7 protein-coding genes and 1 pseudogene are annotated in these 25,218 nt (G+C 63.2%); 2 read left to right on the forward strand and 6 right to left on the reverse strand.

Translation table 11 applies throughout. The features are described 5' to 3' along the window. Positions 1 to 52 precede the first annotated feature (52 nt). The 3 genes and pseudogenes from EV586_RS21795 to EV586_RS02610 all read right to left on the reverse strand — a co-directional run. Positions 53 to 4,399 (reverse strand): annotated as a pseudogene (locus EV586_RS21795) (amino acid adenylation domain-containing protein); the annotation flags it as partial. Beyond that, the gene (locus EV586_RS02605) at positions 4,396 to 10,770 is read right to left on the reverse strand and encodes a non-ribosomal peptide synthetase (RefSeq protein ID WP_165898184.1); all 6,375 of its coding nucleotides are present in this window, start codon (positions 10,768 to 10,770) and stop codon (positions 4,396 to 4,398) included. The gene EV586_RS02605 and the pseudogene EV586_RS21795, both read right to left, overlap by 4 nt. 88 nt (positions 10,771 to 10,858) lie before the next feature. Further along, a complete protein-coding gene (locus EV586_RS02610; RefSeq protein WP_165898185.1) occupies positions 10,859 to 21,286 on the reverse strand; it encodes a non-ribosomal peptide synthetase in 10,428 nt (3,475 codons plus the stop codon). Positions 21,287 to 21,591: 305 nt separating this feature from the next. Here EV586_RS02610 and EV586_RS02615 point away from each other — a divergent pair, with 305 nt between their 5' ends. Beyond that, positions 21,592 to 22,905: a dicarboxylate/amino acid:cation symporter gene (locus EV586_RS02615; RefSeq protein WP_132943511.1), complete on the forward strand. Its 1,314-nt coding sequence runs from the start codon at positions 21,592 to 21,594 to the stop codon at positions 22,903 to 22,905. A gap of 41 nt (positions 22,906 to 22,946) precedes the next feature. Here EV586_RS02615 and EV586_RS02620 read toward each other — a convergent pair whose 3' ends face one another. Continuing rightward, positions 22,947 to 23,273, reverse strand: a complete 327-nt coding sequence (locus EV586_RS02620; protein ID WP_132943512.1) for an antibiotic biosynthesis monooxygenase family protein — start codon at positions 23,271 to 23,273, stop codon at positions 22,947 to 22,949. A 134-nt stretch (positions 23,274 to 23,407) separates the two neighbouring features. Between EV586_RS02620 and EV586_RS02625 the strand changes: the two genes are divergently transcribed. Beyond that, on the forward strand, positions 23,408 to 24,406 hold the full coding sequence (locus tag EV586_RS02625) for a YeiH family protein (RefSeq protein WP_132943513.1): 999 nt from the start codon (positions 23,408 to 23,410) through the stop codon (positions 24,404 to 24,406). Positions 24,407 to 24,423: 17 nt separating this feature from the next. Here EV586_RS02625 and EV586_RS02630 read toward each other — a convergent pair whose 3' ends face one another. After that, complete coding sequence (locus EV586_RS02630; RefSeq protein WP_132943514.1) at positions 24,424 to 24,885, reverse strand: GNAT family N-acetyltransferase; 462 nt, start codon at positions 24,883 to 24,885, stop codon at positions 24,424 to 24,426. A 27-nt stretch (positions 24,886 to 24,912) separates the two neighbouring features. Next, positions 24,913 to 25,212 (reverse strand): YuzB family protein, encoded by a 300-nt coding sequence (locus tag EV586_RS02635; RefSeq protein WP_132943515.1) that lies wholly within the window; start codon positions 25,210 to 25,212, stop codon positions 24,913 to 24,915. Positions 25,213 to 25,218 lie beyond the last annotated feature (6 nt).

Below are 25,218 nucleotides of genomic sequence, written 5' to 3' on the forward strand. Positions count from 1 at the left end.
GGGCATGATGCAAATTCGTGCCCCAAAGCGTTTGTACATGGTCTTTTTCAGATTCTGTCATGATATTCAGCAGACCGATGAGTTGGGTCGAATCCATAGCAATGCTCGCCAGCAGTGTTTCGAAATGCCCCGCCATGCGCTTGATAGTCGCAGCCTCGAAGAGATCGGCGTTGTATTCGAAGTGGCAGAGCAGGCCAGCTTCTGTTTCCATGACTGACAGCGTGAGGTCGAACTTGGCCGCACCGCTGTTCACGTCGAGCGGTGTGAGCGTCAAGCCGGGGAGTTCGAACGCGGCCCGCGGCGTATTTTGCAGGACGAACAGGGTCTGAAAAAGCGGCGTATGGCTCAGATCGCGCTCCGGCTGCAGCTCTTTGACCAGTTGTTCAAACGGCACCTCTTCATGCGCAAACGCATCCAGCGCAGTTTCGCGCACTTGGCGCAGCAGCTCGCGGAAGCTGAGCGTGCCGCTGACGTCGGCGCGCAGGACCAGCGTGTTGACGAAAAAGCCGATCAGCTCCTCCACTTCCACCCGGCTGCGGTTGGCGACCGGCGTTCCGATGCGCAAGTCCTCCTGTCCGGTGTAGCGGTAAAGCAGCGTCTGGTATGCGGCCAACAGCGTCATGAACAGCGTCGCCGCCTCCTGATCGCCGACCTGCCGAAGCTGAGCGACCAGCTCTGTCGGTAGCAGCGTCCGCTCCACCGCCCCGCGATAGGTCTGCACCGCCGGGCGCGGACGGTCGGTCGGCACTTGCAGGACGGGCTGGGTGCCGCCGAGCTGCCCTCTCCAATAGGCGAGCCCCGCTTCGAGCGCGTCGCCTTGGAGCTGCTCGCGCTGCCAGCAGGCATAGTCGGCGTACTGCACCGGCAGCGCGGGCAGCGTGTGCACCGCATTTCCATACAGCGCGGTCAGCTCGCGGATCAGCACGTCCATCGACCAGCCGTCCGCCACGAGATGGTGCAGGGTCAGCAGCAGCGTGTGCTCCGCCTCCCCATGCTGCACCAGCGCGGCGCGCAGCAGCGGGCCTTTTTCCAGATCGAAGGGGCGCGCGGCTTCCGCTTCCAACTCCTGCTCCCCGATGCGGCCGAGCGCAATCGGCATCGCTTCCTGCACGACCTGCCTCGGCTGTCCCTCCACCTCCGTAAACGTGGTGCGCAGCGCTTCATGCCGGTCGACGATCGCCTGCAGGCTCGCCGTCAGCCGTTCCAGATCCAGTTGCCCTTCCAGCCGCACCGCGCTTGGAATGTGGTAGGCTGCCGTCCCCGGCTGCAGCTGCTCGAAGAACCAGAGCCGCTCCTGCGCAAACGACAGCGGCAAATGCTCGCCGCGCGGCGCTTTTGGCATCGCAGACAACCCTTCCACCTGCTGCGCCCCTGCCACGGCAGTAGCCAGATCGGCAACGGTCGGCGCATCGAACAGACGTCGCAGCGGCAGATCGACGTTGAACTGCTGTCGAAGCCGCGCCATCACCTGCGAAGCGAGCAGTGAATAACCGCCCAGCTCAAAAAAGTTCGCCTCGACGCCGATGCGCTCCACCGCGAGCACCTCGCGCCAAATGGCGGTGATCTCCTCTTCCAGCGACGTGCGCGGTGCGATGAACTCCACAGCCGCCACCTCGGGGACGGGCAGCTGGGCCCGGTCGATTTTGCCGTTTGCTGTGCGCGGGAAGACTTCGAGCTGCACGATGGCAGAAGGCACCATGTACTCAGGCAGTTTTGCTAGCAGCCCCTGCTTCAGCTGCGCGACATCCGCACCTCCCGTCACATAAGCGATCAGACGGTGGTCCTTCGCCAGCACCAACGCATCGCGAACGCCCGGCTGGACCAAGATCGCCGCTTCCACTTCCCCGGTCTCGATGCGGAAGCCGCGCACTTTTACCTGCTGGTCGATCCGCCCGAGGAACTCCAGCGCGCCGTCCGGGCGGTATCTCACCAAATCGCCCGTCTTATACAGCCGCCCGGCCCCGAACGGATTGGGCACAAACTTCTCCTCCGTCAGCTTCGACTGCTGCCAATACCCCTGCGCCAGCCCCGCGCCGCCGATGTGCAGTTCACCGGCCACGCCGATCGGCACCGGCTGCAGGCGGGGATCTAAAACATGCGCCTGCGCATTGTGAATCGGCCGCCCGATCGGCACCTGTCCCGACGGGTAGGCCTCACCGCGCTGGCAAGTCCAAGCGGTGGCGTCGATGCAGGCTTCCGTCGGGCCGTAGAGGTTGTGCAGCGAAACGTGCGGCAAGCGGTCAAAGCAGCGCTCCTGCAGCTCGCAGGACAGGGCTTCCCCGCCGCAAAACACATGGCGCAGCGCAGTGCACGCCGCCATCCCCGGCTCCTCCAGCAATACCTTCAGCAAGGACGGTACAACAGCCAGCACCGTGATCTCCTGCTCGGCGATCAGTTGCGCCAGATACGCGCTGTCCTGGCTCTGTTCCGGATCGGCCAGCACCAGCTGCGCGCCCGACAACAGCGCCCCGTAAAACTCAATCCCCGACGCATCAAAACCGAACGAGGTCTTCTGCACCACCCGGTCGTCCACCATGATCCCGTAGGCCGCCAACAACCACTGCATGTGGTTGCAGATCGCCCGATGCGGCACGGCGACGCCTTTAGGCTCGCCTGTCGAGCCTGACGTGTACAGCAGATACGCCAGCGAGTCGGCAGCAGCACCCGACTCGATTTTTTCAACAGGCTCAGTTGCAGACTCCGCCATCAGGCCGTGGGTAAGCGTCACCGCCACACCAGCATCCTGTTCCAAAAAGCGCAGGCGATCCGGCGGCAAGGACGGGTCGAGCGGCACATACGCCGCGCCCGTTTTCAGCACGCCGAGCAGGGCGGCCACTTGCTCCGGCGAACGCGGGATGCGAACGCCGACCGTCTGCCCTGGCACCACTCCCCTTTTCCGCAGCAGCCGTGCCGTTTGGTTGGCGCGCTGATCCAGTTCGCCGTATGTCCATCGTACCGTTCCCGCCACCACCGCAATCGCATCAGGCGTGGCCTCCGCCTGCCGCTCAAACAGCTCGTGCAGGCAGAGATCATCGGGATATGCTACGGCCGTCTCATTCCACGAGGCCAGCGCGTTCCGCTCCGCCGCCGTCAACAGCGGCAACGTTCCCACCGCCGCATCCGGCCGTTCGGCCATCGCTTCGGCCAGCGTCACAAAGTGTCCGGCCATCCGTGCAATCGTCTCCGCCGCAAACAAGTCGGTGCGATATTCAAAGGCGCACTGCAGCGTCCCCGGCTCCCCTTCGACCATCAGCGACAGGTCAAATTTGGCCAGGCCGCTCTCCACCTGCAGCGGTTCGACTTTCACGCCCGGCAGCGCCAGCTCGCCCGCCGTCGCGCTGTGCAGCATGAACATCACCTGGAACAGCGGCGAATAGGCGCGGCTGCGCTCCGGCTGCAGACGCTCGACCACCTTTTCAAACGGAACGTCCGCATGGGCATATGCGTCGAGCGCCACGCGGCGCACTTCGCGCAGCAGATCGCAAAACGACAGGTCCTGCTCCACGCGCGTCCGCATCACCAGCGTGTTCACAAACAGCCCGATCAGCCCTTCGATCTCCTCACGGCCGCGCCCGGCGACCGGCGTCCCGACCGGCACATCCGTTTGCCCGGTATAGCGGTGCAGCAGCGCTTGAAACGCAGCGAGCAGCACCATGTACAGCGTCGCCCCTTCCCCGGTTGCGAGCGCGGTCAGCTTATGAAAAAGGGACGTGGGCAGCGCAAAGCGATAGACAGCACCTTCCTGCGACGCTTCGGCCGGACGGGGAAAATCGGTCGGCAGCGCGAGCAGGGCCAACTCGCCGCCAAGCGTTCGCTCCCAGAACGCCAACTGCTCATCCAGCACCTCGCCAGCCAGCCATTCCTGCTGCCACAACGTGTAGTCCGCATACTGCAAAGGCAGTTCCGGCAGCTCCTCTCCCGCATACAAGGCCGAGATCTCCCGAATCAGCACCCCGACCGACCAGCCGTCCGAAATGATGTGGTGCAGGTTGACCAGCAGCACATGCTGCTCCGCCGCGGTCTGCACGAGAACGGCTCGCAGCAAGGGCCCTGTTTCCAGATCGAAGCGGAAGAGCGCTTCTTCCCGCGCCAGACGGGTCAGCTCCGCCGCGCGCGCTTCCGGCGGCAGGATTTGCAGATCGATCCGCTGCAGCACGGCCGTCCGCTCCGGGTTGACGACTTGCATCGGCACCCCTTCGATCAGCTCAAACGTCGTCTGCAACGCTTCGTGGCGGAGGACGACCTCCTGCAGGCTGTGCGCAAGGCGGTCAGCATCCAGCCGCCCGGTCAACTTCACGGCGGCCGGGGTGTTGTACAGCGGGTTGCCCGGCGACAACTGGTCCAAGAGCCACATGCGCTGCTGGGCAAACGATGCCGGGAACTCGTAGATCTCGATCATTTCGAACCGTCCTCCTTCACTGGCTTTCTGCGGTATGAATCACGGGAATAGCGGGCCATCTTCGGCTCCTCTGGACTCGGCGCGGCGGCGGCCTGCAATCGTTCGATCAGCAGGGCGAGCTCAGCGACGGTCGCCACTTCGAACAGGTGGCGCAGCTGCACCTCGACGCGGAAGGCGCTGCGCAGGCGCGACACCAGTTGCGAGGCGAGCAGTGAATGTCCGCCGAGTTCGAAAAAGTTGTCATCGATGCCGACCGGCTCCACCTGCAGCAGCTGGGCCCAGATCGCGGCCAGCCGTTCCTCAAGCGCCGTGCGCGGGGCGGTGTACGCCGGACGCGACGCGCTGTGCTCAGGTGCGGGCAAAGCCGTTTTGTCGACTTTGCCGTTGACGGTCAGCGGCAGATGATCGAGCTGGAGCATCGTCGACGGCAGCATGTAGTCGGGCAGTCTGTGTTTGAGGAAACTGCGCAGGTCTGCGGTTTCACCGACGATGTAGGCGATCAGCTGACCGTCGCGGGCGATCACGACCGCTTCCCGCACCGTCGGATGCTCGAGGAGCGCGCTTTCGATCTCGCCAAGCTCGATGCGGAAGCCGCGCACTTTGACCTGCTCATCGGTGCGGCCGAGGAATTCCAGCTGGCCGTCTGGACGCAGGCGTGCAAGGTCGCCTGTTTTATAAAGACGGCCCGGCCCGAACGGATTCGTCAGGAAGCGTTCCGCCGTCAGCTCCGGGCGGTTGAGGTAGCCGCGCGCCACGCCGGCGCCGCCGATGTACAGCTCGCCGGTCACGCCAAACGCCACCCGTTGCAGATGCCCGTCGAGGATGTAAAGCTGCGTATTGGCGATCGGCTTGCCGATCGGCACGATGCCCGTGACGGGCGTGTCGGCCGTGACGGTGTAGACACTGCAGCCGACGACCGTCTCCGTCGGGCCGTACTCGTTGACCAGCAGCGTATCCGGGGCGTGTTCGCGCCAGGCGGCGAGCAGCTCGGCCGGCAGCGCTTCGCCGCCGATGACGAGTGTTTTCGTGCGTCCGGCGAGTTGGTCGGGGCGCAGATGATCGCCGAGCAGCTGCAGATGCGCCGGGGTGATCTTGACCACGCCGAAGTTGCCCTCGGCTGTCAGCACATCGCCAAGCGCCGTCAGATCGTCCGTCTCCGGCACCAGCACCACGCGTCCGCCGCAGATCAGCGGCGTGAGCAACGAAGTCACGGTCAAGTCGAACGCCAGCGAGGAGTGCACAGGCGCGCCGCTTCCTGCCTCGACCGCGTAGGCGCGCACCGCCCAGGTCAGATAGTTGACGAGGCCGCGATGTTCGATCATCACACCTTTGGGGCGACCTGTCGAACCTGACGTGTAGATCACATAGGCGAGTTCGGCAGCGGTCACCCTGCTCTCCGGCGGCGTTGCGCACTCCTCTGCTGCGCCGTCGATGCACAGCACGGTTGCCGGTACGGCGGGCAAACGCGCACTCAGCTTCTCTTGGGTGAGCAAAACGGGCACTTGCGCATCCTCCAGCATAAACGCCGTCCGCTCCGGCGGATAGGCCGGGTCGATCGGTACGTACGCCCCGCCCGCTTTCCAGACGGCGAGCACGGCGACCGTAAGCTCCAGCGAGCGCTCCAAGTACAGCCCGACCCGCACATCCGGGCCGACGCCTAGCTCGTACAAGCGGTGCGCGAGCGCATTGGCTTTGCGGTCGAGCTCGCGGTAGGTCAGGCTCGCTTCTTGGCAGACCACTGCGACCGCGTCAGGCGTGCGGGCCGCCTGCCGCTCGATCAATTGATGCGCACAGAGCTTTGTCTCCTCCTCCGCTTCGGTCTCGTTCCAGGCATCCAGCGCCGCCTGCTCCTCTGCTGTCAACAGCGGCACCCGCGAGACGGAACGCTGCGGCTCCTGCACCAACTCCTGCAGCAACAGCTGCCAATGCGCGGCCATCCGCTCCACCGTCTCGCGGTCGAACAGGTCGGCGTTGTACTCCAGCGCTGCGCTCAATCGTCCCGCATCCTCCGCCACAAACAAGGTCAGGTCAAACTTCGCCGTCCCCGCGTCCACGTCGACCGGGGTCAGCGTAAGTCCAGGGAAGGACAGGCGTTCAAAAGGTGCCTTTTGTAACGCGAACATCACTTGGAACAGCGGTGAGACGCTGCGGTTGCGCTCCGGTTGCAGCTCTTCGACCAGCTTCTCAAACGGCAGGTCTTGATGCGCGTAGGCCGCGACTGCCGTGTCGCGCACGCGGGCGAGCAATTCGGCAAACGTTGGCACGCCGGACAGATCGGTGCGCAGGACGAGCGTGTTGACGAAAAAGCCGATCAGCCCTTCGGTCTCTTGGCGGCTGCGGCCTGCGACCGGGGTACCGACGAGGATGTCGTCCTGCCCCGTATAGCGGTGGAGCAGAGTCTGGAAGGCGGCGAGCAAGGCCATGAACAGGGTCACGCCTTCGCGCTGGCAGAGCCCGTGCAACTGAGCGGTGACCGCATCGGCGACCTGACACCGCAGCGTTTCGCCGCGATAGGTCTGCACCGCCGGGCGCGGGCGGTCGGTCGGCAGCTGCAGGATCGGCAGCGGGCCGTGCAGCTGCTCTTTCCAAAACGACGTCTGCTCCTGTCCGTGCCCGTGCGCTTTTTGCCAAGCGGCATAGTCGGCGTACTGCACAGGCAGCAGCTTTGGCTCCGCGCTTCCGTAGAGCGCCGAGATCTCTTCCATCAGCACGCCGAGCGACCAGCCGTCGGCGATGATGTGGTGCAAAGTCAGCGCCAGCAGGTGATCGTGTGCATGTTTGCGATAGAGGCGGACCCGCAGCAGCGGCCCGTTCGCGAGATCGAACGCTTGGCGCACTTCCTGTGCGGCGAGCTGCAGGATCTGCTCATCAGCAAGGTGCCGGACGTCTTCGATCGGCACGTCGAAGGTGAGGTTCGGCAGCACAGCCGCTTTTGTCACGCCTTCCTCTTGCGGAAAGACGGTGCGCAGCGATTCATGACGCTGGATGACGCTGCGGAAGGCAAGCGTCAATTGTTCCACGTTCAGTTCGCCTTGCATCCGCAGCGCGCCTGCGATGTGGTAGATCGGCGTCCCCGGCTCCAGCTGTTCAAAAAAGAGCACCCGCTCTTGGGCGAACGAGAGGGGCAAAGCACCGTCGCGTGCGACCGGCACCACCGGCGGCGTGCGCGATTCCTGCGCCTGTTCGACGCAGCGGGCAAACGCTTCGAGGGTTGGAGCTTCGAACAGCTTTTTCAGCGGCAGGTCTACCTCCCACTGCGCAGCGATCCGCGACGTCACTTGCGTCGCCAGCAGCGAATGACCGCCGAGGGCGAAAAAGTGGTCGTGCGCGCCGACTCGTTCCACACCCAATACTTCCTGCCAGATCGCAGCAAGGGCGGTTTCGGCAGGCGTGCGCGGCTCGACATGCGCCGTTTCGCTGCTCTCCGGCTCCGGCGCAGGCAAGGCGCGGCGGTCGATCTTGCCGCTGGCGGTCAGCGGCAGCCGGTCGAGCGTTACGATGGCGCTGGGCAGCATATAGGCAGGAAGCTTGCCTTGCAGGTCGCGCAGCAGCTCAGCAGGCTGGGCAGCGCCGACCACATATGCCACCAGTCGCTTGTGCCCCGGTCTGTCCTCGCGCGCCGCGACCGCCGCTTCCTTGACGGCGGGGTGCTCGCAGAGCCGCGCTTCCACTTCACCCGGCTCGATCCGATACCCGCGGATCTTCACCTGCTGATCGGTGCGGCCGAGATACTCCAAGTGGCCGCCGGCGAGCCAGCGCGCCAGATCGCCTGTGCGGTAGAGACGTTCGCCTGCTGTGAACGGATGTGCCACGAACCGCTCTGCGGTCAGGTCTGCTCGGCGCCAGTAGCCGCGCGCCAACGCAGCCCCGCCGATGTACAGCTCGCCTTGAACGCCGATCGGCACAGGCTGCAGTGCTTCGTCCAGCACGTAGGCCTGCACGTTGGCGATCGGCCGGCCGATCGGAGGCAGCGCGGTCTGCTCGCTTTCCTGCAAGGTGTAGGCGGTGACGACATGCGTCTCCGAAGGGCCGTACTGATTGTGCAGCACGCAGCCCGGCATGCTGTCCAGAAAACGCACGATCTGCGGCGTCATCTGCAGTTGCTCCCCCGCCGTGATGATCTCGCGCAGCCGGAGCTTCAGCCCGCGGGCCGATTCTGCCAGCTGCTGCAAGGCGATAAACGGCAGGAACACCCGCTCGACGCCTTCCTGCGCCACCAGTTCCAACAGTTGCCGGGGCTCGCTCCGCACTGCTTCCGACGGCACGACCAGCGTCCCGCCCGAGGCGAGCGTGGAGAAGATCTCCTGACAGGCCACATCAAAATGCAGGGCGGTATACTGCAGCGTCTTGAGCGCACCTTGCCGGGCAAACGTTTGGCGCTGCCAGGACAGCAAGTTGCTGACCGCCCGGTGCGGCATCGCCACGCCTTTGGGCACGCCCGTCGATCCGGACGTGTACAGCACGTACAAGAGATGATCAGGCGTCACGTCGCTCACCGGGTTGGCCTCGCTCCCTGCGGCGCACGCGGCATCTTCGATCAGCACGACCTCAGCCCTGTGGGTCGGGAGCACCGCTTGCAGATGCGCCTGGGTCAGCACCACCAGCACCTGCGTGTCTTCCAGCAGGAAGGCCAGCCGGCGCTCCGGGTACCCCGGATCGAGCGCCACATAAGCGCCGCCCGCTTTCAGCACGGCGAGCAGCGCGACGATCATCTCGGCCGACCGGTCCAGGCACAGCCCGACCGGCACGTCCGGTCCGACCCCTTTGGCCCGCAACAAGTGCGCCGCCCGATTCGCCCGGCGGTTCAGCTCATCGTACGTCAGGCGCTCATCGCCGTATTGCACCGCCACCGCTTCCGGCGTCCGCTCCACCTGCCGTTCCAACCACTCCTGCAAACACAGCGCTTCAACATCAGCCCCGGTCGCGTTCCACGCCCCGAGCAACTGGTTTCGCTCCGCTTCCGGGAGCAGCGTCAATCGGCTCAGCGGCGCATCCGGCAGGGAGAACAGGCTTGCGGCGAGCACTTGCAGATGCCCGGCCATCCGCTCGGCCGTCGCGCGGTCGAACAGATCCGCGTTGTATTCCAGCGTCAACTTCAGCGCCGACGCCTCTTCCAGCGCGTACAGCGTCAGGTCGAACTGCGCCGTCCCCGTCTCCGCCGCTTCCCGCGTCACCGTTACGCCTTGCAATGCGGGCGGCGCTTCCGGGGCGATCTGGTGAACGAACATCACTTGGAACAGCGGCGGCGCGCTGAGATTGCGTTCCGGCTGCAGCTCCTCGACCAATTTTTCAAACGGCACGTCCTGATGCTGATCGCCTTCGAGGCTGGCCTGCCGCACTCGCGCCAGCAGTTCGCGGAAGGACATGTCCTTGGAAACGGTCGTCCGCATGACCAAGGTGTTGACGAAAAAGCCGATCAGCCCTTCCACTTCCTGCAGTCTGCGCCCGGCAACAGGCGTGCCGACGCGGAGATCTTCCTGCCCTGTATAGCGGAACAGCAAGGTCTTGAACAGCGCCAGCAGCACCATGTTCAGCGTCGCTCCGCCCGCATGGCCCAGCGCCTTCAGCCCGGCGGTAAGCTCTGCCGACAGTGCAAAGCACACCGTACCGCCGAGCGTCGTCTGCACTGGCGGGCGCGGTCGGTCGGTCGGAAGCTGGAGCAGCGGCAGCTCGCCGCCCAACTGCTCCTTCCAGTACCGCAGCCCGCCTGCCAGCGCCTCCGCCTGCAACTGACCGCGCTGCCATTCGGCAAAATCGGCATACTGCACCGGGAGGGCGGGCAGACTCTCGCCGCTGTAGAGGGCGGCCAGTTCCTTGATCAGCACGCCAAGCGACCAGCCGTCGGCGACGATGTGGTGCAGCGTCAGCAAGAGCAGATACTCCTCCTCCCCCGCGCGCGCCAACGCTGCGCGCACCAGCGGACCGCGAGCCAGATCAAACGGCCTCCGCGCCTCCAGCTGCAATTGCCCCGCTTCAAGATTCATCAGTTCCAGCTTCGTCTCTTCTGCGATCACCTGCACCGGTTCGCCGTCCACTTCCCCAAACGTCGTGCGCAGCGCTTCATGGCGGCGCACGATCTCCTGCAGGCACCCGGTCAGCTTTTGCACATCCAACGGCCCGGTCAACCGCACCAGCGTAGGGATGTGATACGCGGCGCTTCCCGGCTCCAGCCGCTCCAGAAACCACAGGCGCTGCTGGGCAAACGACAGCTTGGCCGCGCCCATCCCCTTTCGGCGCGGAATGACCGGCGCAGACCCAAGCACATCCTCTGCAAAAATCCCGTTCATGCGCTGTTCCAGCAAGATCCGCTTCTCCGGCGACAACCTTTCGCGGCGCGCCAGCACGCGCTGCATCAACTCCGAATTGCTCATCCTCTTCATCCACCTCCGAAAAAAAGGCAAAGGTGTTATTGAAGATCTTACAGACTCTTCCACCTTTGCCTTGTCGTTCATCATGTTGTTATTGGCTCACGCTTTTGACCTGCTCCAGGTACTTGTGCAGGCGCTCGGCCAGCGACTGGACGTGCGGCTGCTGCAAGATGCTGAAGTGGTGTCCTTCCGCTTCGCTGACCTCCACTCTGGAGCACAGCTGGCTCCATCCGTAGGTTGGGTCTTGGCGGATATGGTCAAAATCGGCGAGTTCGGGCGTGGTGCTCGCCCGGAAGAAGGCAACGCGCACCGCTTCATCCAGACCGTCTGCCGGCTCGTAGGAGGTCATGGCGTCGGTGTTCGCTTTGAAGACTTTGTACAGGCGGCGCACATGATCGAACTTCAGTCCCGGCGGCAAGCTGCCTGTCGACATCGCCGAGTGATAGATCATCTCCAGGGCATTCTCTGCACCGAGCGCCTCCAACTGCGCAGACATTTCGCCCAAGTTCGAGAAGTCCAATCCGCTCGTGCCGGCCAGATCGCCGGCAAAATTCATCAAGGCGCGGAGGTCATCCATCGGTTCTGCGCGGTTTTGTTCCACCGGCGCCATCGTGTCGAGCATGATCAGCAGTTCGACCGCTTCTCCCTGCGCGCGCAGTTGACGGGTCATCTCGAAGGCGATCGCGCCGCCGAGCGACCAGCCGCCCAGACGGTACGGGCCCTCCGCCTGCACGCGGCGGATCTCCTCGATGTACCAGGCCGCCATCTCTTCGAATGTCGAAAGCGGCAGGTTGTCATCATCGAAGCCCAGCGCCTGCAGGCCGTAGAACGGCTGGTCTGCGCCCAAGCGCCGCGCCAGTTCGAAGTAGGAGAAGATCCCGCCGCCGACCGGATGGACGAAGAAGACGGGCGGCTTGCTGCCTGTGGCCTGCACCGGCACCAGCGACGTGCCGGTGCGCGTGCCGACGCCTTGGCGCAGCAGCTCGGCAAGGCCCGCGATCGTACCGTCCTGGAACAGAACGGACAGCGGCAGGCTGAACCCGAGGCGCTGTTCGATCAGCGCCATCATCCGCACCGCGAGCAGCGAATGCCCGCCGATCGCAAAGAAGTCGTCTTTCACCGAAGGCGCGGCGCCAAGCAGCTCTTCCCAGATCGCGGCCAGCTCCGTCTCAAGTTCATCGCGCGGGGCGACAAATTCGATCTCGCGCTCAATGCCGAGCTCTTCCGGCACCGGGAGGGCGCGGCGGTCGACTTTACCGTTGTCTGTGAGCGGCAGGTGTTCCATCACGACGAACGCTGACGGGATCATATATTCCGGCAGCGACTGGCGCAGGTGTCCGCGCAGCTCCGTCGTCAAACCTTCCGCTGCCTCCGCCTCCACATAGGCGACCAGACGCTTCTCGCCGTGGAGATCGTCCAGCGCGACGACCGTCGCCAGCGCCACCTGCGGGTGAGCGGTGAGCAGCGATTCGATCTCGCCGATCTCGATGCGGAATCCGCGGATCTTGACCTGATGGTCGATTCGGCCGAGGAATTCCACATCCCCGTTCGGCAGAAAGCGCACCAAGTCACCGCTCTTGTACCAGCGTTCGCCGTCCAGCTCGACGAACTGCGCTGCTGTCAGCTCCGGCTGACCGAGGTAGCCGCGGCCGACACCGGCGCCCCCGATGTACAGTTCGCCGGCGATGCCGAGCGGCACGCGCGCGACCTGTGCGTCATAGACGCGCAGCTTGGCATTGCTCAGCGCGCGGCCGATGACGAGACGCTCCGATGTCTGTACTTCCGCATCGTGGAAGGTGCAGAGGATCGTCGTTTCGGTCGGCCCGTAGGCGACGACGACACGGGCGTTCGGGAACGCTTGGCGCAGCACCACTTGCAAGTCGGCCGGCACCGCTTCGCCGCCGACAAACAGCGTGCCAAGCGACGTGACCGGCGCGCCTTGCTGCAAGATCTCCTGTGCGACATGGCGCATCAGGCTCGGCACCGACATGCAGACGTTCGAGCTGCGCAGTTCGCGCACGAGCTGCGGGATGTTCAACACCTGCTCTTTGGCGAGCAGCACGGTCGTACCGCCCACAAACAGCGGTGCCCAGATCTCTGCTACGTTGATGTCGAACGTCATCGTCGTCACCGAGAGCTTGCACGTGCTGCTGTCATAGCCAAACTCGCCGATCAACGCCCACATGGTGCTGACCAGTTGGCGATGCTCGATCATCACCGCTTTCGGCTTGCCGGTCGAGCCGGACGTGTACAGCAGGTACGCGAGATGATGCGGCTGTACCGCCGTCTGCGGTGCGGTCGCCGGATATCCGGCGCAGCTGTCTTCCCGGTCGACGCAGACGACGGCCGCACCTGTGGCGGGCAGGTTCGGCGCCTGATGCTCTTTGGTCAAGAGCACGGTCAGCCCGGCATCTTCCAGCATGTAGGCGATGCGGTCCTGCGGATGCGCCGGGTCGATCGGCACGTACGCTCCGCCTGCCTTGTGCACGGCAAGCAGCGAGACGATGAACTCCGGCGACTTCTCCATGCACACGCCGACCAGCACATCAGGCGCGACGCCAAGGCTTTGCAGACGGTGCGCCAGCGCGTTGGCGCGGGCATCGAGCTCCGCATAGGTCAAGCTCTCGCCGCCGTACTCGACAGCGGCCGCCTCCGGCGTGCGGGACGCGTGTACGGCGACAAAGTCATGCGCGCACTTGTCCTGCGGGAACTCGAGCGCACCGGGGTTCCAGGCGTCGAGCTGCTCCGCTTCCGCTGCGCTCAGCAGCGGCAGTTCGGCGATCTTGCGGTCCGGATCGGCAACCAGTGCAGCGATCAGCGATTGCAGATGCTGCCCCATGCGCTCGATCGTCGCCGCCTCGAACAGGTCGGCCTGGTAGTTGAAGGCGTGGAGTTGCCCTTCTTCCGACTCGTAGACCATCAGGGCCAACTCGAAGTTCGCCACGCCGCCGCCCGCTTCGAGCGCCGACATCGTCACGCCCGGCAGCGACAGATCGCCCATCGGCGCGTTTTGCACGGCGAACATCACCTGGAACAGCGGCGATACGCTCATGTCGCGGTTCGGCTGCACCTCTTCGACCAGCCGCTCGAACGGCAGATCCTGATGCGCGTAGCTGTCGAGCGCCGTCTGGCGGACGCGCTGCAAAAGCTCGCGGAATGTCGGCTGTCCGGACAGGTCGGTGCGCAGGACGAGCGTGTTGACGAAAAAGCCGATCAACGGCTCGATCTCCGAACGGTTGCGTCCGGCGATCGGCGAGCCGACGAGAATGTCATCCTGCCCGGTGTAGCGATAGAGCAGCACGTTCAGCGCAGCGAGCAGCGTCATGTACATCGTGACGCCTTCCTGTTGGCACAAAGCCTGAAGCTGATCGGTCAGCTCTTTGGACAGGCGGTGCGCATGCGAGCCGCCACGCAAAGTCGGCACCGGCGGACGCGGGTGGTCGTGCGGCAGCGGCAAGACCGTTTTCGCGCCGCTCAGCTTGTCTTTCCAATGCGCCAGCTGCGCCTGCAGGTTGTCCCCTTCCAGCCATGCGCGCTGCCAGTGCGCAAAGTCGGCATACTGCACCACAAGTTCCGGCAGCGGCGACGGTCTGCCTTCCGCAAACGCCGCGTACAGGTCGCCCAGTTCGCTGACAAACACGCCGATCGACCAGCCGTCCGAGACGATATGGTGCATCGTGAACAGGAGCACCGCTTCGTCATCTGCTGTGGTCAGCATCGTCGAGCGGAACAAAGGACCTTGGCTCAGGTCAAACGGCTTGCGGGCTTCCAGTTCGGCGAGGCGCAGGGTTTGCGCTTCCCGCTCTGCCTCCGGGAGCTTACGCAGGTCGATTTTTTCCAGCTCGTGGATCATGTCGGCATGCACCACTTGCACCGGGCTTCCGTCGACCAGCGAGAAGGTGGTGCGCAGCACTTCGTGCCGGCGCACGATCTCCTGCAGCCCGCGCTCCAGCGCTTCTGCGTTCAAGTCGCCCTTGAAGCGCACTCCGCTGAACATGTTGTAGCTGGACTGTTGAGTCAGGCGGTCGATGAACCACAAGCGCTGCTGCGCGAAGGACAGCGGCAGATCGCGGTCGCGTCCCACCGGGACGATCGGCGGCGCCGCGGCACCTGTGGCAAGCTCGCTGTGGCGTTTCATGTAGTCGACGAGGCTCGCCACCGTCGCCGCTTCGAACAGCGCGCGCACCGGCAGCTCCATGCCAAACACCTGGCGGATGCGCGAGATCATCTGCGTGGCGAGCAGCGAGTGCCCGCCCATGTCGAAGAAGTGGTCGTGGATGCCGATGCGCTCCACTTTCAGCACGTCGCGGAAGATGCCGGCCATCAGCTCTTCGGTCGCCGTGCGCGGCGCGACGAAGCTCTCGTTCAGCTCCGGGCGCAGGCCGTCTGGCGCCGGAAGCGCTTTGCGGTCGATCTTGCGGTTCGGCGTCAAAGGCACGGCGTCAATCGCCATGAACAGCTGCGGCACCATGTACTCCGGCAGGCGCTCTTTCAAGAAGCTGCGCAGCTCATGCGTGCTCGGTTCCTGTTCTTGGTCGAGCACGACATAGGCAACGAGCATCGTCTTCGCGCCGCCTTCCGTCTGTTCGCGCGCCATGACCACCGTTTCCAGCACGCCCGGATGCTGACCGAGGATCGTCTCGATCTCGCCGAGCTCGATGCGGTAGCCGCGGATCTTGACCTGTGTGTCGATTCGGCCGTAGAACTCGATGTTCCCATCCGGCAGATAGCGGGCCAGGTCGCCGGTGCGGTACAGGCGGGCGCCCGGCTTACCGCTGAACGGATCGGCGACAAATTTTTCGGCGGTCAGCTCGTCGCGGCCCAGATAGCCGCGGGCCAGCGACATGCCGCCGATATAAACTTCGCCCGGCACGCCGACCGGCACGGGGCGCATCAACGGGTCGAGGATGTAGATCTGCGTGTTGCCGATCGGGCGTCCGATCGGCGGCAGGAGCGGCCATGTTTCCTGCTCCAGCGGCAAGGTGTACGACGTGACGACATGGCACTCGGTCGGGCCGTACTGGTTGTACAGACGGCAACCTTCGAGGCTGGCCAGCCAGTTGCGCACCGGGCGGGTGGTCTGCAGTTGGTCGCCTGCAGTGGTGATCTCTTTCAACTGCAAAGGCAACGCTTCCGGCAGCCCTTCCGCCACTTCGCACAGCTGTTGGAAGGCGACGAACGGCAGGTAGATGCGGTGTACCCCTTTTGCGGCCAGATAGCCGAGCAGTCGCACCGGATCGCGGCGCACCTCTTCGCTGACCAGCACCAGCGTGCCGCCGGTCGACAGGGTGCAGAAGTACTCCTGGAACGAGATGTCGAAAGTCATCGACGCATATTGCAGCGTCCGCTCGCCAAACGCATACGGCGTCTCCTCCAGCTGCCAGGAGATCATATTGCGCAGCGGGCGGTGTGTCATCATGACGCCCTTCGGCTTGCCGGTCGTGCCCGAAGTGTAGATGACGTACAAGGCGTTGTCCAGCGTCTCACCGCTGTTCGGGTTGTGCGGCGGCTGCTGGGCGATCTCCGGCCAGTCGCCATCGACTGCGACCACGTTCACACCGTCGGTCGGCAGGTGTTCGACCAGGCCGGCCTGCGTGACCAGCACGCCAACCTGCGCATCTTCCAAAATAAAACCGATGCGGTCCTTCGGATGCGCGGGGTCGAGCGGCACATACGCTCCGCCCGCTTTCATAATGCCAAGCGTCGCCACGGCGAGGTCGATCGATCGCTCCATGCACAATCCGACGAGGACTTCCGGGCCGACGCCGCGCGCTTTCAGGTGATGCGCCAAACGGTTCGCCCGCTCGTTGAGCTCAGCGTACGTCAGCTGCTCCTGCTCCAGCACGACCGCCACCGCTTCCGGCGTGCGAACGACTTGCGCTTCAAACATCTGATGCGCACAGAGGCCATCCGCGTAGTCGAGCGAGATGCCGTTCGACAGCGTAAGCACCTGCTGCTCCTCTTCTGCGCTCATCAGCGGCAGCGCGGAGATCGGCAGCGACGGGTCTTGCACAGCCGCTTCGAGCAGTGTCCGGAAATGGCGCGCCATCCGCTCGATCGTAGCCCCGGTGAACAAGGCCACATTGTATTCCAGCGAGACGGACAGCCCGTCTTCCCGCTCGGCCATCGTCCAGAGCAGGTCGAACTTCGCCGTCTTGCTCTCCTGCGATACGCCGACCAGCTGGATCTCGTCGGTCATCGAGCCTTCCGCCGCGAAGTTTTGCAGAGCGAACATCACCTGGAAGATCGGCGAATGGCTCTGGTCGCGCTCCGGCGCCAGCTCTTCGACGAGCTTCTCGAACGGCACATCCTGATACTGATACGCTTCCAGCGCTGTGCCGCGCACCCGCTGCACCATCTCTTGGAAGCTCGGATCACCCGACAGGTCGGAGCGCATCACCAAGGTGTTGACGAAGAATCCGATCAGCCCTTCGATGCCGCTGCGGTTGCGGTTCGCAATCGGCGTGCCGACCAGGATGTCGTCCTGTTTCGTGTAGTGGAACAGCAGCGCCTTAAACGCGGCGAGCAGTGTCATGAACAGCGTGCTGCCCTCCTGTTTGCTCAGCGCTTGCAGCTTGTGCATCAGCTCTTTGGGCAGCGTGACATGCAAGCCTTCCCCGACGTGCGTCTGTACAGCCGGGCGTTTGAAGTCGGTCGGCAGCTCAAGGATCGGCAGCGTGCCGCCGAGCTGCTTGCGCCAGTAGTTGAGCTGCGTTTCCAGCACTTCGCCCTGCAGGTAGTTGCGCTGCCACACCGCAAAGTCGGCGTATTGCAGCGGCAGCTCCGGCAGCGGCGACGGCTGCCCTTTGACAAACGCCTGGTACAGCTGGGTCAGTTCGCTGATCAGGACGCCATACGACCAGCCGTCAGCGATGATGTGATGGATCGTGAACATCATCAGGTGATCGTTTTCCGACAGGCGCACCAGCTTGGCGCGCACCAAAGGTCCTGTGCTGAGATCGAACGGCTGTCGCGCTTCGGCGTCGGCGAGGCGCTTCACTTCCGCTTCCCGTTCCGCTTCCGGCAGATGCTCGATCGAGGTCAAAGGCACGGGTAGTTCCAGCTCCGGCGCGATCACCTGCTCCGGCATCGTGCCGCGCATGCGGAACGTCGTGCGCAGCGTTTCGTGGCGGCGGGCGATCTCGTTGAAGCTGGCCCGCAAGGCGTCCACATCGAGCGGCCCGTACACGCGGTAGGCCATTGGGATGTTGTAGAGCGGCGAGTTCGGAATCAGCTGATCGAGGAACCACAGGCGCTGCTGCGCGAACGAGGTCGGGTAGCCTTGATCCTCCTCTTCCTCATCCTCCGCGCGCACGCCGTGCAGCGGACCCTGCTCCGCCGCGACCGCACCGCTGCCCAGCGCCTCGGTGATGCGGCCGGCCAGTTCGGACAAGGTCGGTGCTTCGAACAGCATGCGCAGCGGCAGGTCGACGCCGAAGTCATCGAGCACGCGCGACATCAGGCGGGTCGCCAGCAGCGAGTGTCCGCCCATTTCAAAAAAGTTGTCCTGCTGCCCGATGCGGTCAACGCGCAAAATGTCGGCCCAGATCTCGGCCAATTTTTGCTCAACGTCTGTGACCGGCGCCACGTATGCTTGTTCTTCCGTACGCGCGCCATCGGGCATCGGCAGTGCTTTGCGGTCAATCTTGCCGTTCGGAGTCAGCGGCATTTCGGCGAGCACGACAAAGGCGGACGGCACCATATACTCCGGCAGCAGTTCTTTCGCGCGGGTGCGCAGCTCCGCCACCGACACGTCTGCGCCGTGCGGCACCACATAAGCGGTGATCCGCTTGTCGCCCGGCACGTCTTCACGGACGATGACGATCGCTTCTTTGACCGCTTCCTGCTGGCCGATCACCGCCTCGATCTCGCCGAGCTCGATGCGGAAGCCGCGCACTTTGACCTGGTGGTCGATGCGGCCCATGAATTCCAGCATCCCGTTTGGCAGCAAGCGGACCAGGTCGCCCGTCTTGTAGAGGCGGGAACCGTCTGCGCGGAACGGATGCGAAATGAACGCTTCAGCGGTCAGCTCCGGGCGGTTCAGATACCCGCGCGCCAGACCCGGGCCGCCGACATACAGTTCGCCCGGCACGCCGAGCGGCAGCGGCTGGCGATGCAGATCGAGCACGTACAGCTCATTGTTGCGGATCGCCCGCCCGATCGGCACAACCGGCGTGACCTGCTCTGCAGCGGTGAGCCAGTTTGTGGTTGAAGCGACCGAGTTTTCGGTCGGCCCGTACGCGTTTGCCAAAATGCACCCGGGCAGCTTTTGCAAAAATTTCTTCGCGTGCGGGGAGGACATCACATCGCCGCCCACGGAGAGCAGTTTGAGGTGGCCGATGCTGCTCAGATCCGCTTCTGCCAGCTGTGGCAACAGACCCGAGGTGAGCAGCGCCACGGTGATCTGCTCTTCGGATAGCACGCGCACCACTTCGTCGACCGTCGGCGTCTGCGCCGGGAAGACGACCAGCTTCGCGCCGTGCAGGAGCGCGCCCCACACTTCAGGCGTCGCCGCGTCGAAGGAGATCGCCGCGATCTGCAGGAACACTTCCTCCGCGCCGAAGATCAGGTAATCGCTGTTTATCACGAGGCGCACAACGCCGCGGTGCGGGATCAGGACGCCTTTCGGTCGGCCCGTCGAGCCGGACGTATAGATCATGTACGCCAGATGATTCGGCGTGATCGATACGTCAGGCGCTGCCGGGCTCTCCGCCGCGATCAGATGCCAATCGCGGTCGAGGCAGATCATCTCCGCGCCGTGGTCAGGCAGCTCCGGGAGCAGTTTCTCCTGAGTCAGCAGGACACCAACGGCGCTGTCTTCCAGCATGTAGGCGATGCGGTCTTTCGGATAAGCCGGATCGAGCGGCACATAAGCACCGCCCGCCTTGACGATCGCGAGCAGGCCGATGATCATCTCCAGCGACCGCTCCATGCACAGGCCGACGAGCACATCAGGTCCGACGCCTTTTCGCTGCAGGACGTGCGCGAGCTGGTTGGCGCGTTCGCTGAGCTCGCGGTAGGTCAGCACGCTGCCTTCAAACGACACCGCCGCTTTGTCCGGATATTGGCCGGCGATCTTCGCAAACAGCGCGGGTACGGTCTCCTCCGGATAGTCGACCTTGTTTTGGTTAAAGTCGATCAGTTGGGTATGCAGCTCTTCCTGGGTCAACAGGGGCAGTTTGGCCACTTGAAGACCGGGGTTGGCGACGATGCTTTCCAGCAGGTTGATGAAATGATCGGTCATCCGGGCGATCGTCGATTCGTCAAACAGGTCGGTGCTGTATTCCAAGCTGCCGGAGATGCCTTCCGGATGCTCCGACAAGCCCATGTTCAAGTCAAATTTTGCTGTGCGGTCGCCCGTGTCCAGCGTGCTCATCTCCAGGCCCGGCAGCTGATGCGAGCCGGAGGGCGCGTTTTGCAGCGCAAACATCGTCTGGAACAGCGGCGTGTAGCTCATGTTGCGCTCCGGCTGCACCTCTTCGACCAGCCGCTCAAACGGCAGGTCCTGATGCGCGTACGCATCGAGCGCCGTCTGGCGGACGCGCGCGAGCAGATCGCGGAACGTCAGCAAGCCGGAGAGGTCGGTGCGCATGACGAGCGTGTTGACGAAGAAGCCGATCAGCCCTTCGATCTGCCCGTTGTTGCGCCCGGCGATCGGCGTGCCGACCGCGATGTCGGTCTGCCCGGTGTAACGGCTGAGCAGCGCGGAAAACGCCGCCAAAAGCGTCATGTACAGCGTGGCGCCTTCCTGCTGGCTCAGCTGCGCCAGCTTGTCAGACAGCGCTTTGCTCAGCTGAAAGCGCAGCGACCCGCCTTGATGGCTCGGCAGCGCCGGGCGCGGACGGTCGGCCGGCAACTGCAGCACGGGCGGATGATCACCGAGCTGTTTCTTCCAATAGGAAAGCTGACGGTCCAACTCAGCGCCGGAGAGATGTTCCATCTGCCAGGCGGTAAAGTCGATATATTGAATCGGCAGATCCACAAGCGGTGACGACTGGCCGCCGGAAAACGCTTCGTACAGCACGGCCATCTCATTCATCATCACGCCGCACGACCAGCCGTCCGAGATGATATGGTGCATATTCAAAAGCAGGACATGCTCCTGCTCGTCCAGTTTCAGCAGCGTCGTCCGCATCAGCGGACCTTGGGTCAGATCGAACGGGCGGTTCGCATCCTCCCGCGCCAGATCGTGCGCCTTGTCCATCCGCACTTCGGTGGGCAGACGGCGCAAGTCGAGCAACGGCATGGCGAACGCCATCTGCGGGTATACGACCTGCATCGGCGCGCCGTTCTCTTCCGCAAATACCGTGCGCAACGTCTCGTGGCGCGCCACGATCTCCTCCAGACTCCGCTTGAGCGCGTCGACATTCAACTGCCCCTGCATCCGAATGGCAAACGGAATGTTATACATCGCGCTGCCCGGCATCAGCTTGTCCAGAAACCACAGCCTTTGCTGGGCAAACGATGCAGGAAACGTGAATGCTCCTTCCACAGCCGTCTGGTTTCCTGTATGGTTCATCATGAAGACCTCCTAGCCAGATCACAGTCTTAGTGCATTCTCATCGAATTCGTAATTGTTCTCTATCTGATCTATTTCTTTGTTAAACATGCATAAACCTTCCTGAAGTTCTAAAGTTTTTATTGCGATTGCATTCCTAAAAATTTACCCCAGCTTTTCGGCTTCGTTAGTCTCGTTTCAGATTGAAGCAATTGACGGATTTATTGTTTTAATTGTCCAGCTGTTGACTTCCGACAAAATTGTGACTATCATATTCCCAAGTAATCCGAGCATCATTATCAACTTTTGAATGGGAGGTGCCCAACATGCTGGCAAGCTTGTTGATTGCGCTTGTTATCCTGATCTTCTTGTATTTCTTAAAAGCGAAAAAAGTCGGCTTCGGCACCCGTGTCATCCTCGCGATGCTGCTGGGTGTCGGGCTCGGGGCAATCTTTGGTGAGGAGGCGCAGAAAGTCGGCACGATCGGCTCGATCTACGTCTCGCTGATCAAGATGATCGTCATGCCGCTGGTGATCGCGATGATCATCACGGCGGTCACCCAACTGACCGATCCGACCCAACTCCGCAAACTCGGTCTGAAAACGGTCGCCCTCTTCCTCGCCACCACGGGGATCGCGGCGGTGATCGGCATTCTGGTCGCCCTGGCGATCGATCCGGGCGCCGGTGTGCAATTTGTGAAAGACGCGTCGTTTGAAGCGCGCGAGATCCCGACGTTCGACAAAGTCTTGCTCGACCTCGTGCCGTCCAACCCGGTCAATGAGATGGCGAACGGCAAGGTGATCCCGGTGATCATCTTCTCCCTGTTCCTCGCCGTCGCGATCCTGATCGAGCGTTCCCGCAAGCCGGAGACGGTGCAGCCGGTGATGGACTTCCTGAACTCGTTTGCGAAAATCATGTTCCGCGTCGTCAAACTGGTCATCGCCCTCACCCCGTACGGCGTCTTCGGCCTGATGACCTCGATGGCGGCCAAATACGGCTTGTCATCCCTGTTGCCGCTCGGCGAAGTGATCCTCGCCGTCTATGTGGCCTGCCTGCTGCACTTTGTGATCACCTACGGCTCGCTGGTGACGTTTGTGGCGCGCGTGAACCCGCTGCGCTTCCTGAAGAAAATCTACCCGGTCATCGCCGTCGCGTTCACCACGCGCAGCTCCTACGCGACGCTGCCCGTGAACATGGAAGTGATCACCAAGCGCGTCAAAGTGTCTGAAAAGATCGCATCGTTTGTCGCGCCGCTCGGCGCCACGATCAACATGAACGGCTGCGGCGGTCTGTACCCGGCGATCGTGGCGATCTTCGTCGCCCGTGTCTTCAACATCGACCTCGGCTTCACCGACTACTTGCTGATCGTCGGTTCGGCGATGATCGCTTCGATCGGCACGGCTGGCGTCCCCGGTCCGGCGACGATCTCGACCACCGTCGTGCTGACCTCGCTGGGTCTGCCGCTGGAAGGCTTTGCGCTGGTGCTCGGCATCGACGCGATCATCGACATGGCCCGCACCGCAATCAACGCGACCGGCACGACCGTGTCCTCGCTGATCATCGCCAACTCCGAAGGCGAATTCGACCGCGAAGCGTTTAACAACGGCACCGATGAAGACTTGGAAACGAAAATCGCATAACTGCGCACATCAAAAAGGCTCCCTGCCCAGGGAGCCTTTTGCTAGTTGTTGAATGAATAGTCCCGCTCTACTTTGCAAATGCGCGTCACGTAGCGGCTGTACCAGTCGCTGCGGCCTTTCGCCTGCGCTTGCTGATGGTCGACGTTCTCTTTCCACGCCTTGATCGCCGCGAGCGACTCCCAGTAGGAGACGGTGATGCCAAGTCCTTCCTCGCGCGCGCTTTCCACGCCCAAAAAGCCGGGCTGCTGCTCGGCCAGCCGCACCATCCGTTCCGCCATCTCCCCATAGCCATTGTCGCCTGCTGTGCGTTGCGACGTGAAGATGACCGCGTAGTAAGGCGGCTGCGGAGTGTTCACAGGCTGTGTCATCGCGAATCCCCCCTTCCTGCAACTTCGTCCCATGATTAGCATTGCTTATGGATCGCATTAAAAGTTCCGATTTCAAATCATTTCTGACAACCTCTATACTCAAGATAGCACATTACGGACGAAAGAAGGGGATCATGATGGATATCATCGCCAAACTCCGGCTCCCGAACCACCGCCATCTGCCCTTTATATCTGGCATCTTGTTTACGCTCCTGCTCGCGCTGCTCGGCTTCGGACTCGCCCAACTGCCCGGCCTGAGCCAGATCGGTCCACTGGCCTGCGCCATCTTGCTTGCAGTGCTCTACCGGCAAAAATTCGGCTACCCGGACACGCTGCGCAGCGGCATCCAATTTTCCTCCAAGCGCCTGCTGCGCCTCGCGATCATCCTGTACGGCCTCAAACTTAACCTGCAGCTCTTGATCAGCAAAGGCCTGCCGCTCTTGGCGCTCGACGCGCTGGTCATCCTGTTTGCGATCGGGCTGACCGTCCTGCTCGCCAAGTGGTGGAAAGCCGACTTTTCTTTGTCGCTGCTACTCGGCATCGGCACCGGCATCTGCGGCGCGGCCGCCATCGCGGCGGTGACGCCGATCCTGCGCAGCAAGCAGGAAGACTCGGCCCTCTCCGTCGGCATCATCGCGCTGACCGGGACGCTTTTTGCGGTCGGCTATGTGCTGTTGCGCCCGGTGCTTCCGCTCGCGGACGGCGTATACGGCATCTGGGCCGGCCTGTCGCTGCATGAGCTGGCCCACGTCGCGCTCGCCGCCGCCCCGGCCGGGCAAGACGCGGTGGCGCTCGCATTGCTCGCCAAGCTCGGCCGCGTGCTATTGCTCGTCCCGTCCTCCTTCCTGCTGCTGTTTTGGCAGCGTAAAAAAGCGGGGACTTCCGCACCGATCGAGTTCCCGTGGTTCCTGCTCGGCTTCCTTGCGCTCAGCATCGCCGGAACGCTGTTCCCGCTGCCGGCGGACGTCCTCCAGATCCTCTCCACGCTGACCACGCTCCTGCTCGCCATGGCGATGGTCGGCCTCGGCCTCAATGTCGCCCTCCGCGACCTGCGCGCCAAAGCATTGCGCCCGCTTTTGATCATCGCCGTCACTTCGACTCTGCTCTCCACTTTGACTTTCTGGTTGCTCTAAACAAACAAAACCACCGCCTACACAGCGGTGGTTTCCCCTATCTTCTTCACAAACAGCACGCGGCTCTGCCCCTGCCCGTCGTACTCCTCCGCCACTTTTTCAATCGCAAAGCCCATCCGCGTATGAAAGGCGACCGACCCTTGATTGACCGGCGAAGTCACACAGCGCACCGTGTCACAGCCCCGCGCCTGCACCCGCTGGAAAAACGTTTCATACAAGCGGTTGCCGAGGCGCATGCTCCGGTACTCCGGATGCACGCCGACAAAATGGATATACGCCTCGTTTGGAAACGTCTGCGAGACGAAACCGATCAGAAAGGCCACGATCTCGCCCGCTTCTTCCAGCACGAAGCTCGTATCCCGAAAATGGACAAAAAACAGCTTGGGCAGCATCGCCGCCATGGGACGTCCGCCCCACCAGCTGTCGATCACCCGCATCACGTACGCATAGTCCGCTTCCGCAACCTCACGCAGCTCCATCCTCTTCCCACCTTGCACACTCGTTTATTACTCGGTCTGCTGACCGCCGTCGAGCAGCTGTTTGGCGTCGGCCAGCCCTTGGCGATGGCTTTCGATGTAGTTGATAATCTGGTCTTTCAGCTCGCCCACGCTATTGGCATACAGGAAATCGTCGTTGATCACCACGTACGCATAGCGCATGCAGATCCCGCAGCGGTCGAGACAACCGTCCGGTTCGATCGCCAGCTCCGGGTAGGTGGAGGACAGCCAGTCCACCACCGCGATATCATCTAAAAACGCATTGCTCGAACAGCATTCCAGCGTAAACTGTTTTTCCGTCTCCGCCACGCGCCT

The organism is Tumebacillus sp. BK434, from assembly GCF_004340785.1.
Taxonomy (GTDB): Bacteria; Bacillota; Bacilli; order Tumebacillales; family Tumebacillaceae; genus Tumebacillus_A.

Coding starts and splice junctions, on each gene's coding strand:
- EV586_RS02605 (WP_165898184.1), bottom strand. CDS start 10,770: ATGAGCAATTCGGAGTTGATGCAGCGCGTGCTGGCGCGCCGCGAAAGG.
- EV586_RS02610 (WP_165898185.1), bottom strand. CDS start 21,286: ATGAACCATACAGGAAACCAGACGGCTGTGGAAGGAGCATTCACGTTT.
- EV586_RS02615 (WP_132943511.1), top strand. CDS start 21,592: ATGCTGGCAAGCTTGTTGATTGCGCTTGTTATCCTGATCTTCTTGTAT.
- EV586_RS02620 (WP_132943512.1), bottom strand. CDS start 23,273: ATGACACAGCCTGTGAACACTCCGCAGCCGCCTTACTACGCGGTCATC.
- EV586_RS02625 (WP_132943513.1), top strand. CDS start 23,408: ATGATGGATATCATCGCCAAACTCCGGCTCCCGAACCACCGCCATCTG.
- EV586_RS02630 (WP_132943514.1), bottom strand. CDS start 24,885: ATGGAGCTGCGTGAGGTTGCGGAAGCGGACTATGCGTACGTGATGCGG.